Origin of the sequence: Leptolyngbya sp. GB1-A1 (assembly GCF_039962475.1) — a bacterium.
Lineage (GTDB): Bacteria > Cyanobacteriota > Cyanobacteriia > Elainellales > Elainellaceae > Leptolyngbya_A.
In genome coordinates, this window is the sequence record NZ_JAMPLI010000077.1 from 1 (window position 1) to 13,456 (window position 13,456).

Below are 13,456 nucleotides of genomic sequence, written 5' to 3' on the forward strand. Positions count from 1 at the left end.
GGCGCGACAATCTCCAGTTTGCTCTTCCCGTTCTAGCCACCCATAGAGGGTGCTGCGGCTAATGTTAAACATTCGACACACTGCAGTCTTGCCCTCACCTCGTTTGACCGCATTAACTGCTTTGCGCCGCAGGTCATCACTGTAGGGGGAAGGCATCGGCACTCCTAGACGCTTGTTTCTCGCTAGCTTAGCGTTCTCACCTGATCTCGTAAAGCTATAGAGAGCTCTAGGATACGAAGCCACTCTATCCGTCACCACTCGTTGCGGTGATTGTCCCACTATCTCATGGACTGGGCGACGCTTTTCGCTCAGCCTCACATCCACCGTTAATGCGGGCTCTATTCATGCAGCCTTTATTGAGATTGCTCCTTACTGAAATTGCTTCTTACTGAGATTGCTCCTTATATAGATACAGATATAGTGAAAATTCATTGGAAAGCGATCGCTCTATAGAAGCTATAAGCAAATACCCAGAGTGTTCCACCAAGATGGTAAGTTAATCCTACTCATCGTAAAGTCGTGCGGCTGCGATTTGCATCTTGTCTTTTCCCCTGAATCTTTTTCCTGGTTCGCAGTCTGGATCGAGATTAATTTGCAAACTCCTAATGTTCTTAATTGATAGACGGCACAGCCAATTTGTCTATAGAAATTTATTGATAGATAGCCAAGGCTGAAACAGAGTTTCTGCGGAAATTACGAGATATTGATCCGAATTATCTTGGATCAATAGAGCATTCTTGATGCTGACAATTACTTAATTGCCCTTGATTTGCGGGAATTAAGCAAATGCTTATAGAGATTATTTGATAATCATTTCAAAAATTATCGACTTAACTATATACTTTGCTCTGGAAAGCTGTACACTACTTACAAGATTGAAAAACTTCAGTCATAACCCCAAGTTACGCAAGCTGCGATCGGAGTTAAGCCAAAATCAAAGTTTTGGTCTCTGGCTGCAGATTTAGTGATGGGATAAATTCTGTCACCCTGCGTTGATCAAGTTGCGGTTTTCATAACTCGCTAAAGCTCAGATTTTTATCAGCATTATCGCGATTTGTAGGCAGCTACGGTAAGCACGCTGTTAGGAGGTTCTATGTCTACTTTTTCTCATTTGTCTCGTCGTAAGTTTATTGTGACAGCGGGCGCGACGGCAGCAGGTGCAGTTTTACTAAAAGGTTGCTCGCAGCCTGGAGCGAATACTGCGTCTAACAACACGTCTAGCGCAGCTGCACCCAGCCCTGTTGCAGCCGGAGATGCACCGGAAACGACAAAGGCAACCTTGGGTTATCTGCCGATCGTTGAATCCGCCCCCCTGATTGTTGCAAAAGAGAAAGGCTTCTTTGCAAAGTACGGCATGACTGACGTGCAGGTGGTGAAGCAGGCAAACTGGGCAGGCGCACGCGATAACGTGGTGATTGGTACGCAGGGCGGCGGCATTGATGGCGGTCAGTGGCAGATGCCTATGCCTCACTTGATCACTGAAGGCATTATCACCAACGGAAACAAGCTGCCGATGGCGGTGCTGATGCAGCTCAACACCCACGGTAACGGGATTGCCATTGCAAACGCTCACCAGGGCAAGCAAATTGGTCTGAAGATCAACGACCCCGAGTACATCAAAGGGTTCCAGGCCGCTAATGGACGCCGATTCAAAGCCGCCTTCACCTTCCCCAACGCCAACCAGGATTTCTGGATTCGCTACTGGTTTGCAGCAAGCGGCGTTGATCCCGACAAGGACATCGAGCTAATGGCAGTGCCTCCGGCGGAAACCGTGCAAGGCATGAGAAACGGGACGATGGATGCCTTTAGCACAGGCGACCCTTGGCCCTATCGCATCTTGAACGACAAAATTGGCTTTATGTCTGCACTCACGGCTGAAATCTGGCAGAACCACCCCGAAGAGTATTTTGCAATGCGGGCAGACTGGGTTGAGGCAAACCCGAAGGCAACCAAAGCACTGCTCAAAGGCTTAATGGAAGCGCAGCAGTGGTGCGATCAGCCCGAAAACCGCGAAGAGATGGTCAATATTGCGTCTCGCCGTCAGTATTTTAATGCGCCGAAAGCTGTTCTTACAGGACCCTGGAGTGGCACCTATGAAATGGGCGACGGTAAAGCGGCGATTAATGATATCAACAAGGGTTCGCGCTACTGGAAAGACCCTAACGGCAACAGCATTTCCTACCCCTACAAGAGCCACGACCTCTGGTTCCTCACCGAGTCGATGCGCTGGGGCTTCCATAAGAATGTGTTGACCGACTTCGACGCTGCTAAGAAGATTGTCGATCGCGTTAACCGGGAAGACCTCTGGCGCGAAGCCGCAAAAGAAGCAGGGTTCACCGCAGATATTCCCAAGGAGACGAGTCGCGGTGTGGAAACCTTCTTCGACGGCATCAAGTTTGACCCCGAAAATCCACAGGCCTATCTGGACAGCCTCAAGATTAAGGCGGCTTAATGTAGCGGCTTCATCCAGTGCAGGCGATACCCGTTAGGGGAGTGTGACCCTCCCTGTTTTCTTCCTCACAAGACCGTTAACTTCCCTCCTGTTTTGTCCAATACGACATTTACCTCACCTAAGGAAAGTTCATGACTGCCACAGTAACTAGTCGTCCGAAGACCGGCTCTGCTTTTGATCTTCAGAAGTTTCTCAAGAGTCCGATAGCTAGCATCATTCTGCCCATCCTCGGTATTCTACTTTTCCTCGCCATCTGGCAATTTGTGTCTCAAGTTGGGCTGATCAAACTTCCCGGACCGATCCAGGTATTAACCGACGAGCGTAGCCAATACTTGATCCTTAATCCTTTTTACTACAACAGTGAGCTGGATCAGGGTCTGTTCCGACAAACAATGGTAAGTTTGGGTCGGGTGGCTCAGGGCTACGGTGCAGCCGCGATCGTCGGAATTGCAGCCGGAATCTTTGTTGGCAATAGCCCGATCGCCGACAAAATGTTTGACCCGCTGTTTCAGTTCTTGCGGATGGTAGCTCCGCTGGCGTGGGTTCCGATCTCGCTGGCTGCACTGCAACAAAACGAACCTGCGGCTCTATTCGTGATTTTCATCACCTCGATCTGGCCCATTCTGATTAATACCGCTGTGGGCGTGCGCGAAATTCCCCAGGACTATAAGAACGTCGCGCGAGTCCTGCAAATTTCCAAGCCCAAGTATTTCTTCAAGGTCTTGATTCCCTCTGCGCTGCCCTATATCTTCACTGGACTGCGAATTGCGATCGGTCTGGCTTGGCTGGCAATTATTGCGGCAGAAATCGTGATGTCGGGTGTGGCTGGGATTGGGTTCTTTATCTGGGATGCGTATCAGCAAAACTATGTGAGCGAGATTATCGTTGCCGTGGTTTATATCGGTGCGGTGGGTCTAATTCTTGATCGTCTGGTGGCTTACATTCAAAAGCTCATTGCTCCCCTGCAATAGGCCACGTAGACCCTTGTAGGATGCGTTAGTGAAGCGTAACGTATGCAATTCCAAAGATTGATGCAGTTCATTGAGCAAACAAACAGAACTGACTTTTTAAGAATTGATGTGTTACGGCTACACCTAACCCATCCTACGGTTCTCAAACTAATGCAGAGAATGAATGATTTAGCTTCTACCTGGTGTTGTTCGCTCGATCGCTGTTCGCTTCATCTCTAAATCAGCATCTCTATCGCTCGTTTTTCTCCTCATTCATCCCTTACCCTCTATCTCCCAATTCACTATGTCAGTCTTTGTTGCCGTTGATAATATCGAAAAGGTTTTCAACCTTTCGGGTGGCGGAAAGTACGTTGCACTGAAGGGCATTGACCTCGAAATCAAAAAAGGTGAGTTTGTTTCGTTGATTGGTCACTCTGGCTGCGGTAAGTCGACGCTGCTGAACATGATTGCCGGGCTGGATCTGCCCACCGAAGGCGTCGTCAGCCTCGAAGGCGATCAGATCAAGCGACCCGGACCCGATCGCATGGTGGTGTTTCAAAACTACTCGCTGCTGCCCTGGATGACGGTGCGTGAAAACATTGGTCTGGCGGTCGATGAAGTGCTGAAGGGCATCTCGAAAGAAGAGCGCAGTGCGATTATCGAGCAGCACATCAAAATGGTGGGCTTGCAGCACGCAGCCGATAAGCCTCCGGCTCAGCTTTCCGGCGGAATGAAGCAGCGGGTGGCGATCGCACGGGCACTGGCAATTCGTCCGAAGCTGCTGCTGCTGGATGAACCCTTTGGCGCACTCGATGCCCTGACCCGAGGCAACCTGCAAGAGCAGCTCATGAAGATCTGCGAAGAGAATCAGGTTACAGCGGTAATGGTGACGCACGATGTGGACGAAGCCGTGCTGCTTTCCGATCGCATCGTCATGCTCACCAATGGTCCCGGCTCTAAGATTGGCGGCATTCTCGAAGTGGATATTCCCCGCCCTCGCAAGCGGATGGATGTGGTGACGCACCCCAGCTACTACAGCCTGCGATCAGAAATTATCTACTTCCTGAACCAGCAAAAGCGGATCAAAAAGCTGCGGGCAAAGAAAACTGAGCCGATCGCCCGTCATGGTCTGGAAAAGGTCAACCTGGAATTGGGCTTTGTACCGCTCACAGCTTGCGCTCCACTAGTGGTCGCAAAAGAAAAAGGCTTCTTCACCAAGCATGGATTGGATGAGGTGAGCCTAGTGCGGGAAACAAGCTGGCGCGGCATTGTAGACGGCATTACAGGTGGTTATCTGGATGCAGCTCAGATGCCTGCCGGAATGCCAACCTGGTTTACCGTCGGCGGACATCAGGACACGCCGCTGCCCGTGGTAAGTTCGTTGACTATGACCCGCAACGGCAACGCAGTCACGCTCAGCAAAAAGTTTTACGAGCAGGGCGTTTACAATGCAACTGACCTGAAGCGAATGCTGCTGGAATCGACCGAGCAAGAGCATACGCTGGGCATGGTTCACCCGTCTTCGATGCACAATTTGCTGCTGCGCTACTGGCTGGCATCAGGCGGTATTGATCCCGATAACGATGTGCATCTGACCACGATTCCTCCGGCGCAGATGATTGCTGACCTCAAAGCAGGCACGATCGACGGCTATTGCGTGGGCGAACCCTGGAACCTGCGATCGGCGATCGAAGAAATTGGTTTCACCGTTGCAACGGATCTGGAGATCTGGTCGGGTCATCCGGGGAAGGTGCTGGGTGTGCGCGAAGACTGGGCAAATCGCTATCCCAATACGCACATTGCGCTGGCAAAAGCGTTGCTGGAAGCTTGCCGCTACTGTGCTGACCCTGCCCATCACGATGAGATTCGCGAAATGCTGTCGCGTCGGGAATACCTCAGCACGAGCATCGATTACATTCACCTGGGCGATCCGAACGGGTATGTGTGTAATCTGGATCAGCCGATGCGCGAGTATGCTCACCATTTGTTTTATGGCGATGGCGTGAATCGCCCAAGCCGGACAGAGCACTTGTGGATGATGACGCAGATGGCGCGTTGGGGCGATATTCCCTTCCCACGGAACTGGATGGAAATTTTAGAGCGAGTGTGTCGCGTGAGCGTTTTCAGTACTGCCGCACGTGAACTCGGTATGCTGGACATCAAATATCGTCGGGGTCCGATCGAACTCTTTGATGGCATTCCGTTTGATGCGGAAGAGCCGATCGGGTACCTGAACAGCCTCGCCATTAAGCGTGACTTTAGCGTGGCAGAAGTGGCGATCGATGTCCGCCGACTAGCGGCATAGGAGGGGTGAGGGATAGGGATGGAGCCGCAATGCGAGATTTTAGATCACTTTACTTCTTTGTAAAAATCGATCAATTTGTCTCCGTTGTCTCCATCCTTTTACTAATTCATCTCGGTTTGACACCCTATTCAGAAATTTGTTGACACAATTGCTCATTTTCCATTGGTGAAACCCATGCAAATTCTTAATCAAACTGGCCTTGCGTCTGCCAACTCTCGTGTTGCCAATGAATCTGGATCATTCCTCAGCGTTAAAGGTGTTTCTAAGGTTTATCCGACTCCGAAGGGCGAATATGTCGTTCTCAAAGATGTCAACCTGACCATTAACGAAGGTGAGTTTATCTGCATTATTGGTCACTCAGGCTGCGGCAAGTCTACGTTGCTCAACATGGTTTCGGGCTTCAGTCAGCCGACGGATGGCTCGGTGCTGCTGCGGGGCAAGCCGATTACTAAGCCTGGGCCCGATCGCATGGTGGTGTTTCAGAACTACTCGCTGCTGCCTTGGCTGACGGCGTTTGAGAACATCTACCTGGGCGTGGACTCGGTTTACAGCGACAAATCTGAAGCCGAAAAGAAGCAAATCGTTCGCGATAACCTGGCACTGGTCGGACTGTCGGATGCGGCAGAAAAAAAGCCGACTCAGCTTTCCGGCGGAATGAAACAGCGGGTGGCGATCGCTCGTGCATTGGCAACCCGTCCCGAAGTGCTAGTGCTAGATGAACCCTTTGGCGCACTCGACGCGATTACCAAAGAAGAACTGCAAGAAGAGCTGCTGAAAATTTGGAACGAGCATCGCTGCACGGTATTGATGATCACCCACGATATTGACGAAGCTCTCTTCCTGGCAGACAAGCTGGTCATGATGACCAACGGGCCTGCCGCCAACATTGGCGAAGTGATGGAAATTCCGTTCCCGCGTCCCCGCGATCGCGATCGTATTATGGAAGACCCAGAATACTACAAGCTGCGAAACCAGGCACTTGACTTCCTTTATAACCGCTTTGCTCACGATGATGAATAGGGATGCTCAGTGAGCCTGTGCGGCTCTAGGTTCTGGCATTTAGGCTTCCGGTTTGAGCTTGGAACGCTTTGCCGATAAGACTTCAGCCTGAAGCTTTTTTCCAAAATCTAGGGCTTCTTTGTGCGAATCAGGAAGGTTAAATCTTCTGGATGAATGCCTGCTCCTACCCTTACTCCCTCTACCATTTTGGAAGAGCGGGCAGGGGTATTTTATTTGAAGGGTTGCCAAAGTGAAGTCATAACGACTATGATATAGGAGAAAGGTGAAGCAGGGGTAATCCAATATTGCCGTTCATCTGGAATCGCTACTTCTGAAGATTTATGTTCAATTTGAACGGAGACTCTCTAGCAAGCGTTATAGCGTAGGAAAAGAATTTTATCGATCGCTTGCTCTATCTACCAATTCACCTGCAACAATCAGAGCTGACTCACCTTCGTTTAAGCATTCTCAAAGAGGCACAGTTTATGACCGCTACCGTTCCATCCCTTCAGCTTCAGCAATCGAGCGTTGTTGACACCCTCAATCGTCAGCAGGCAAATGCCCTAGTTGCCTACCTCAACTACAAGAAATATCACTGGCTCACCTTTGGTCCGCTGTTCCGCGATCTGCACCTGTTGTTTGAAGAGCAGGGCGGCGAAGTGTTTGCATCAGTAGATGAACTCGCCGAAAGAAGCCTGATGCTCGACGGCGAACCGGTTGCAGACCCCGCAGAATATCTGCCCACCGCTAGCGTGAAGCCCTCCGCAGGCAGGCTCTCGGTGAAGCAAATGATCGAAGAGGCGATCGTCACCCACGAGCTGATCATCACCGAGATGCACCAAGACGCAGAAGTTGCCACCAACGCAGGCGATATTGGCACTGCCGATCTGTACACCCGCCTGGTTCAGGTTCATCAGAAGCATCGCTGGTTCCTCAAAGAGATCCTGAAAAAGGGCGATAACTTAGTTTCGTAGTTCCACTGTCCGATCGTGGAAGTCCCAACTCTTCTACACTGCCCCTCAATCTGTCAAGCTGGGGGGCTTTGAGCTTAAAACTAAGATTAAAACACCGAGATGAAAACAATGCTCGGTTTATCTCAAGGTCACGAGCGAGAAGAGTGCTTTGGGTCACGATAATGGCTTTTCAAACTGCTTTTTACATCGATCGCGATAAGCAGGTTTTGTGAGCCCAACGCGGCAATCATCCGATATCTCCAGTAAAATAAACCCCCTGATACTCTGTCTCAGCCAGTGCTGAAGAAAAGTCAGGGGGTCTTTATGATCTGCTGAGTTTTGGTAAGGTTTTAGGTCAAAGATTATGCCTGTGTTTGCTCTGCCGGATTAAACTCCAGGGCAACGCCATTCATACAGTATCGCTGTCCGGTAGGCGCAGGACCATCGCTGAAGACGTGTCCCAGATGTCCACCACAGCGAGCGCAGTGAACTTCAACTCGCGTCATGAACAAAGAGCGATCGACCGAAGTTTCGACCCCACCATCGATCGGGGCAAAAAAGCTGGGCCATCCGGTTCTGCTGTTGAATTTGGTATCTGAAGTAAAGAGCGGCGTGCCACACCCAGCACAGGTGTAGGTTCCAGACTCATAGTTCTTATCGAGCGGACTGGTTCCCGCCCGTTCGGTTCCATGCTTTCGCAGCACATGAAACTGTTCGGAGGTCAGTGTTTCGCGCCATTCGGCTTCGGTCTTTTGCACTTCAAACTGCTTATCTTTGGAGGAAGTCATAAATTTGCTTGGATTTGCTCAGATTGGCTGAATCATGCAGCTTCCTCGATCATAGTGGAACCTTTGCGGATTCTGGTGTTCGCAATTTCCCTACTGCATCCTCCTACCGCATGGCTCGTCCATGCTGCCGCTCTCGCACTTGCTGTCTGCGCTGTTCCATTTGCCGCTCATACCAGTTCATGAGGGGGGTTGCGCTAATGCCGTGCAGGATGACGGAAATGACGATCGTCGTAAACGTGATCCAGGCGATTTGCTCTCCGGTCTCTGCCCGCAGTCCTTCGCCCAGGGCATAGGCGAGATAGTAGATCGAACCTACTCCCCGAATGCCAAACCAGCCAAATAGCCAGGGACGGATCGGGTTCTGGTGTTCGCCTATCGTACTGATCCATGCCCCGATCGGTCGAATCACAAAAAACAGCAGTCCGGCGATCAGCAGCGATTGGGGCAAAAAGCGGATGATCGGCTCCCAGCGTAGGAGCGATCCCAACAGCAAAATCGTTCCCACCTCCAGCAGTTTTTCGAGCGTTTCGGTAAATTCGATTTGGGACTCCTGCTTGTCGGGATTGCGATAGCTTCGCTGTGCCACGATACCCGCGACAAAAACACCCAGAAAGCCATAGCCGTTCACCAGCTCGGTCAGGGAGTAGGTCAGCAAAATCATGGCAAGGGCGACGAAATCTTCCATCAGGCTGTCTGCCGGACGAATTCGCTGAAGCCGCTTGTCAATTTTCACCACAGCCCTAGCAACCAGAACGCCCATGCCAAATCCGGCGGCGATCCCCCAAATCAGATCGATGGCTGCCCACTGCACGATCCAGTTTTGCCACTGGTTATCTTTGATCCAGTGCAGTCCAAAGTAAACAAAAGGGAAGGCAAGTGCATCGTTTAAGCCGCCTTCGGAAGTCAAGCCAAACCGCAGTTCGTCGCGATCGTCGGGATGAGAGAGCTGCACCTCGGATGCCAGCACCGGATCGGTCGGAGCTAGGATTGCTCCTAGCAAAATCGCAATTCCCCACGACATGCCTAGAAACTGATGCCCTGCCCAGGCGATCCCAAAGATAGAAATCGGCATCAGCAGCGCAATCAGCCGAATCGTTGAACCCCAGGCGTGTAGCGTCAAGACACGATTCATCTTTAAGCCGCAGCTAAACAGCGAGATCAGCACCACCATTTCGGTGAGTCGCTCTAGAAGATCGGTTTCGGGTCGCACTTGAATCAGGTTCAATCCGTAAGGACTTAGCCCAATTCCCACCACCAGATAAATTAGCGCGTAGGACAGCGGTAAACGACCGATCCAGCCCGATCCGAGAGTCACGAACAGCAGCAGAATCCCAATTACCAGCAGCTCAAGAATGTAAACGTCCACAGGAAATTACGTTAGAGGAGTCAACCTAATTTAGGCGTAGGACGATCGCCGATCAAAGTCCCAGGAGATAGAGTTTTAGCCCTGACTCCTAAACTGAAACTCTAACCCGGACGACGATCTCTTACCCCGAAAGCCAGATTTCTTTCAACACCATTAAAGCTAAACCAGCAATACAAACGGAATCGTACAAACGACTCAAATTTTATAAATTGGGTACGGCTTGTCGTTTTTGTTTTAGAACAAGCAATTCACGGACTGATTATGGCACAAGCACTGGGAAGAGAAGTCACCGACAGCGAGGGAACCGTCTGGAACTGTGTTCAGGCATACGCAGAATTAGCTGAAAAAACAGACAAAGAAGACCTCGCTAAAGTCAAAGGTGAAGAGGCTTATTGGGTGGTTTGTACACCGAGCGGTGGGGCGCAGTCGGTGCGGGTCAAGCTTCCACAGGATTGGGAAACTGCCTGCTCAGATGAAGAACTGCTAGCGACAATTCAGGCAAATCAGTGATCGGGTCGATCGCCTGCCAGAAAAAATCCCGTTCCCCTACGTTTTACCCTTGCTCCTTCGCGCTTCATCTTTACTGCCCCTGACTCCAGCAGAACTGGTATTCTTAACCATATTGCAGTGATCTTAGGAGTACTTTCGTAACGCCTTGGAATCGATAAGATTCGCTGGCATTGCTCCACGGTGATCTAGCTTGTGGTTAAGGCAGCAATTTGTTACAGCAGTTCGTTGCAGCGAACCGGGAAATTAGGAAGATGATTACTTTATTCATTCTGTTTGCAGCGATCGCCATTCTCGCCTGGGGATTTTATCGCGCAAGGCCCTTTGGCAAGCTGGGAATTCTGGCCTGGCTTCAATCTGTCGCACTGATGACTCCTTGGCTGCTGGTGTTTGGCGCGCTTGCTGTGGGAGTGACGTTTAATCTTGCAATCGTGCTGCTGCTGCTGCTGCTGTCGATCGCGGTGTATATTCTGCTGGGGCGGCAGCTTCGGGCATCGGCAGAGCAAGCCGGACTGATCAATCCCGTTTCGTCGCAGGCGGCAACGTCTTCCCCCTCTTCTGACTCTTCCCCATCCTCTGAAGAAGCGACGATCGATCGACCTGCGACAGAATCAACTCGCACTACCCAACCACCTGGAGCCAAAACCGCCGACGCTCCCCTGATGCCCGCAGAAGAGATTCAAACTATTAAGGGCATTTTTGGCATTGAAACCTTTTTTGCAACCGAAACGATTCCCTATCAAGAAGGGGTGATTTTTAAGGGCAATTTGCGGGGTGAAGTGCAGCCTAGCTTCGATCGACTCACCGCAAATCTGCAAGAGCGGACGGGCGATCGCTATCGGCTATTTTTGTTAGAAGGACTGGAGGGCAAGCCCGTGGTGATTGTGTTGCCTCGCGCCCCAGAGAAAAAATCGGTGGCGATCGCACAGTGGATTCTATCGCTGGTGCTGATTGTAGCCACAATCGCGACCTGTCTGGAAACGAGCGGATTGCTGCGGGGGTTTGACTTTTTCAGTGAGCTAACGCGCTGGCGCGAAGTGTTGCCGGTCGCCTCTGGAATTTTGCTCGTGCTGGCAGCGACTGAAATTGCCCACCGGATCACCGCAGCGCGACAGCAAATTCGCCTCAGTCCGCCTTACTTTATTCCTACCTGGCAAATTGGCTCGTTTGGCAGCTTCTTTCGCTTTGAGTCGGTCTTGCCCGATCGCAATCGTTTGTTTGACGTTGCCTTTGCTGGATCGGCGGCAGGGGGAGCGGTTTCTCTGAGTTTGTTGGTGGTTGGGCTGCTGCTGTCTCGCCCGGATAGCCTGTTTCAATTGCCTGCCAATTTCTTTGAAGGCTCACTTCTGGTGGGAGGCCTGGCGCGAATTGTGCTGGGAGACACGCTAAAGCAATCGCTGGTTGCAATTCATCCACTGGTGCTGGTGGGCTGGATCGGGCTGGTCGTTACCGCAATTAACCTGATGCCTGCGGGTCAGCTCAACGGTGGACGCATTGTGCAAGCAATCTACGGCAGAAAGGTGGCAGGACGGACGACGATCGCCACGGTGATTGTGCTAGGTCTGGCTTCTCTGGTGAATCCGCTCGCGCTTTATTGGGCAGTGCTGATTCTGTTTTTGCAGCGCGACCTGGAACGTCCTGCCCTGAACGAGTTGACCGAGCCAGACGATGCCCGGGCTGCACTGGGTTTGCTGGCTCTGTTCCTCATGGCGGCGACGCTGCTGCCTATCACGCCTGGGCTTGCAGGTCGGCTTGGCATTGGTAGTTCTTTTTGAGGTGAATCTCATGGCAACCACTCCCCCCGTAATTCTGGTGTTTGACGTTGGTGCATTGTCTGGCTCAACCCCAACTGAATGGCGCGAGTTTTCGCGGGTGGGGAGCTGCTGTGTGCCGCAGGTGATCTATGAGGAAATGAAGCTGCTGTTCGAGCGATCGCCTGACCCCGATCTGGAGCGCATTGCCAAATCGTTCAACCGCTTTTATGCGACGAGCGGCTGGCGCATTACCGATATCAGTGCCCCTCATGCGGCGTTTAAGGTGGCTTCGGGGCAGGCGTTAACTCGCCGGGCAAGGCTGTCGCTAGCGGTGGGTCGTTGTGGTTATGGGCTGGCTCAAACCTATCCTGGCAGTCTGATCGTGGTTGCCACTAAAGATCGGCTACTGCTGCAAAAGCTGTATGACATTCCCTGCGTTAATCTCTGCGGCGTTCCGGTTGAATCGCTGCTGCAATGGAGCCGGACAGGTCAGCGTCCTATCCAGGTCAGCCAGCGGCTTCAGCAGTTTCGTGTCGTTCACGATCTGCCGCCCAACACCACCCTGCTGAACGAGGGCTATCAGCGCACGTCTCCCAAACGGCATTCAGCAACCTCGCTGACTCCGATGCGAAAAGTCTCGTCTGTGCCGGATTGGTTTCCCGATCTGGTATCGCTATTAATGGCAGCGGGCGGATTGGCAGTAGCAGGATATTTTGTCTGGCAAATTGTCCACAGCCCTCAGGTACAACAGCTATTTTTCCGTCCGGTTAGTCCCCAATCTCAGTTAGAAATTCACCCGCGACAGCAGGCTTGACAGAACCTTGAAGATTGGATAACCTAATAAAGGTGAAGCGGCTGACATCAAAGATTGGCATGACCGCTCATTAGATACGCCCCCATCGTCTAGAGGCCTAGGACACCTCCCTTTCACGGAGGCGACGGGGATTCGAATTCCCCTGGGGGTATCGCAAAGCCAGTAGCAATTAAGCTGTTAAAAAACTCAGGCTGTTAAAACGCTCTTGATGCAATACTTAGGAGCTTTTTGCATTGGAAATTGCATTAAAAACTTGCGTTAACAACTTTCTGTTGCGGCAGTTGGTACAGGTATAGCGCTACGCAATCACGTTAGGGCAGTTTTTGAAAGCAGCGTCGACACAATCACGAAAGGTTTCAAACTTATCCCATCGCTGTCGCATCCAGTTCTTCAGGACAAACCACCAATGCTCAATCTTGTTCAAGTCTGGAGAATAGGGCGGCAGGTACCAAATCTCACATCCTGCGTGAGTGACGATCTCCTCAATCGCTTGACGATGATGAAAACTAGCGTTGTCAATGACGATGACATCTCCTGGCTGCAATTGCGGCACTAAGCATTGCTCCAA

12 protein-coding genes and 1 tRNA gene are annotated in these 13,456 nt (G+C 51.4%); 9 read left to right on the forward strand and 4 right to left on the reverse strand.

The genetic code is table 11. The features are described from left to right. On the reverse strand, nt 1-156 hold a 156-nt coding region (locus NDI45_RS28835; protein WP_348249838.1), incomplete at its 3' end, for a helix-turn-helix domain-containing protein. Nucleotides 157-1,093: 937 nt separating this feature from the next. Between NDI45_RS28835 and NDI45_RS28840 the strand changes: the two genes are divergently transcribed. The 5 genes from NDI45_RS28840 to NDI45_RS28860 all read left to right on the forward strand — a co-directional run bounded on the left by NDI45_RS28840 (nt 1,094) and on the right by NDI45_RS28860 (nt 7,680). Further along, entirely contained in the window at nt 1,094-2,452 is a 1,359-nt protein-coding gene (locus tag NDI45_RS28840) for a CmpA/NrtA family ABC transporter substrate-binding protein (RefSeq protein WP_190791495.1), read from the forward strand. A gap of 131 nt (nt 2,453-2,583) precedes the next feature. Further along, nucleotides 2,584-3,423 (forward strand): nitrate ABC transporter permease, encoded by an 840-nt coding sequence (gene ntrB, locus NDI45_RS28845; RefSeq protein WP_190791496.1) that lies wholly within the window; start codon nt 2,584-2,586, stop codon nt 3,421-3,423. Between the two features lie 283 nt (nt 3,424-3,706). After that, complete coding sequence (locus tag NDI45_RS28850) at nt 3,707-5,707, forward strand: nitrate ABC transporter ATP-binding protein (RefSeq protein ID WP_348249834.1); 2,001 nt, start codon at nt 3,707-3,709, stop codon at nt 5,705-5,707. Nucleotides 5,708-5,881: 174 nt separating this feature from the next. Beyond that, nucleotides 5,882-6,727: a nitrate ABC transporter ATP-binding protein gene (locus tag NDI45_RS28855; protein ID WP_190791498.1), complete on the forward strand. Its 846-nt coding sequence runs from the start codon at nt 5,882-5,884 to the stop codon at nt 6,725-6,727. Between the two features lie 464 nt (nt 6,728-7,191). After that, on the forward strand, nt 7,192-7,680 hold the full coding sequence (locus tag NDI45_RS28860; protein ID WP_190791499.1) for a DNA starvation/stationary phase protection protein: 489 nt from the start codon (nt 7,192-7,194) through the stop codon (nt 7,678-7,680). A gap of 341 nt (nt 7,681-8,021) precedes the next feature. Here NDI45_RS28860 and msrB read toward each other — a convergent pair whose 3' ends face one another. Together msrB and NDI45_RS28870 are read right to left on the reverse strand one after the other, a co-directional pair. Further along, nucleotides 8,022-8,447: a peptide-methionine (R)-S-oxide reductase MsrB gene (gene msrB, locus NDI45_RS28865; RefSeq protein WP_190791500.1), complete on the reverse strand. Its 426-nt coding sequence runs from the start codon at nt 8,445-8,447 to the stop codon at nt 8,022-8,024. A 103-nt stretch (nt 8,448-8,550) separates the two neighbouring features. After that, on the reverse strand, nt 8,551-9,813 hold the full coding sequence (locus NDI45_RS28870; protein WP_190791501.1) for a cation:proton antiporter: 1,263 nt from the start codon (nt 9,811-9,813) through the stop codon (nt 8,551-8,553). A 261-nt stretch (nt 9,814-10,074) separates the two neighbouring features. Between NDI45_RS28870 and NDI45_RS28875 the strand changes: the two genes are divergently transcribed. From NDI45_RS28875 to NDI45_RS28890, 4 genes are all read left to right on the forward strand, one after another. Then, nucleotides 10,075-10,323, forward strand: a complete 249-nt coding sequence (locus NDI45_RS28875) for a hypothetical protein (RefSeq protein ID WP_348249835.1) — start codon at nt 10,075-10,077, stop codon at nt 10,321-10,323. Between the two features lie 251 nt (nt 10,324-10,574). Continuing rightward, nucleotides 10,575-12,095: a site-2 protease family protein gene (locus tag NDI45_RS28880; protein ID WP_348249836.1), complete on the forward strand. Its 1,521-nt coding sequence runs from the start codon at nt 10,575-10,577 to the stop codon at nt 12,093-12,095. A gap of 10 nt (nt 12,096-12,105) precedes the next feature. After that, on the forward strand, nt 12,106-12,888 hold the full coding sequence (locus NDI45_RS28885) for a PIN domain-containing protein (protein ID WP_190791504.1): 783 nt from the start codon (nt 12,106-12,108) through the stop codon (nt 12,886-12,888). A 78-nt stretch (nt 12,889-12,966) separates the two neighbouring features. Beyond that, nucleotides 12,967-13,039: transfer RNA gene (locus NDI45_RS28890), tRNA-Glu, on the forward strand. A 147-nt stretch (nt 13,040-13,186) separates the two neighbouring features. Here NDI45_RS28890 and NDI45_RS28895 read toward each other — a convergent pair. After that, nucleotides 13,187-13,456 (reverse strand): transposase (locus NDI45_RS28895; protein ID WP_348249837.1); only part of this gene is annotated, 270 nt, incomplete at its 5' end.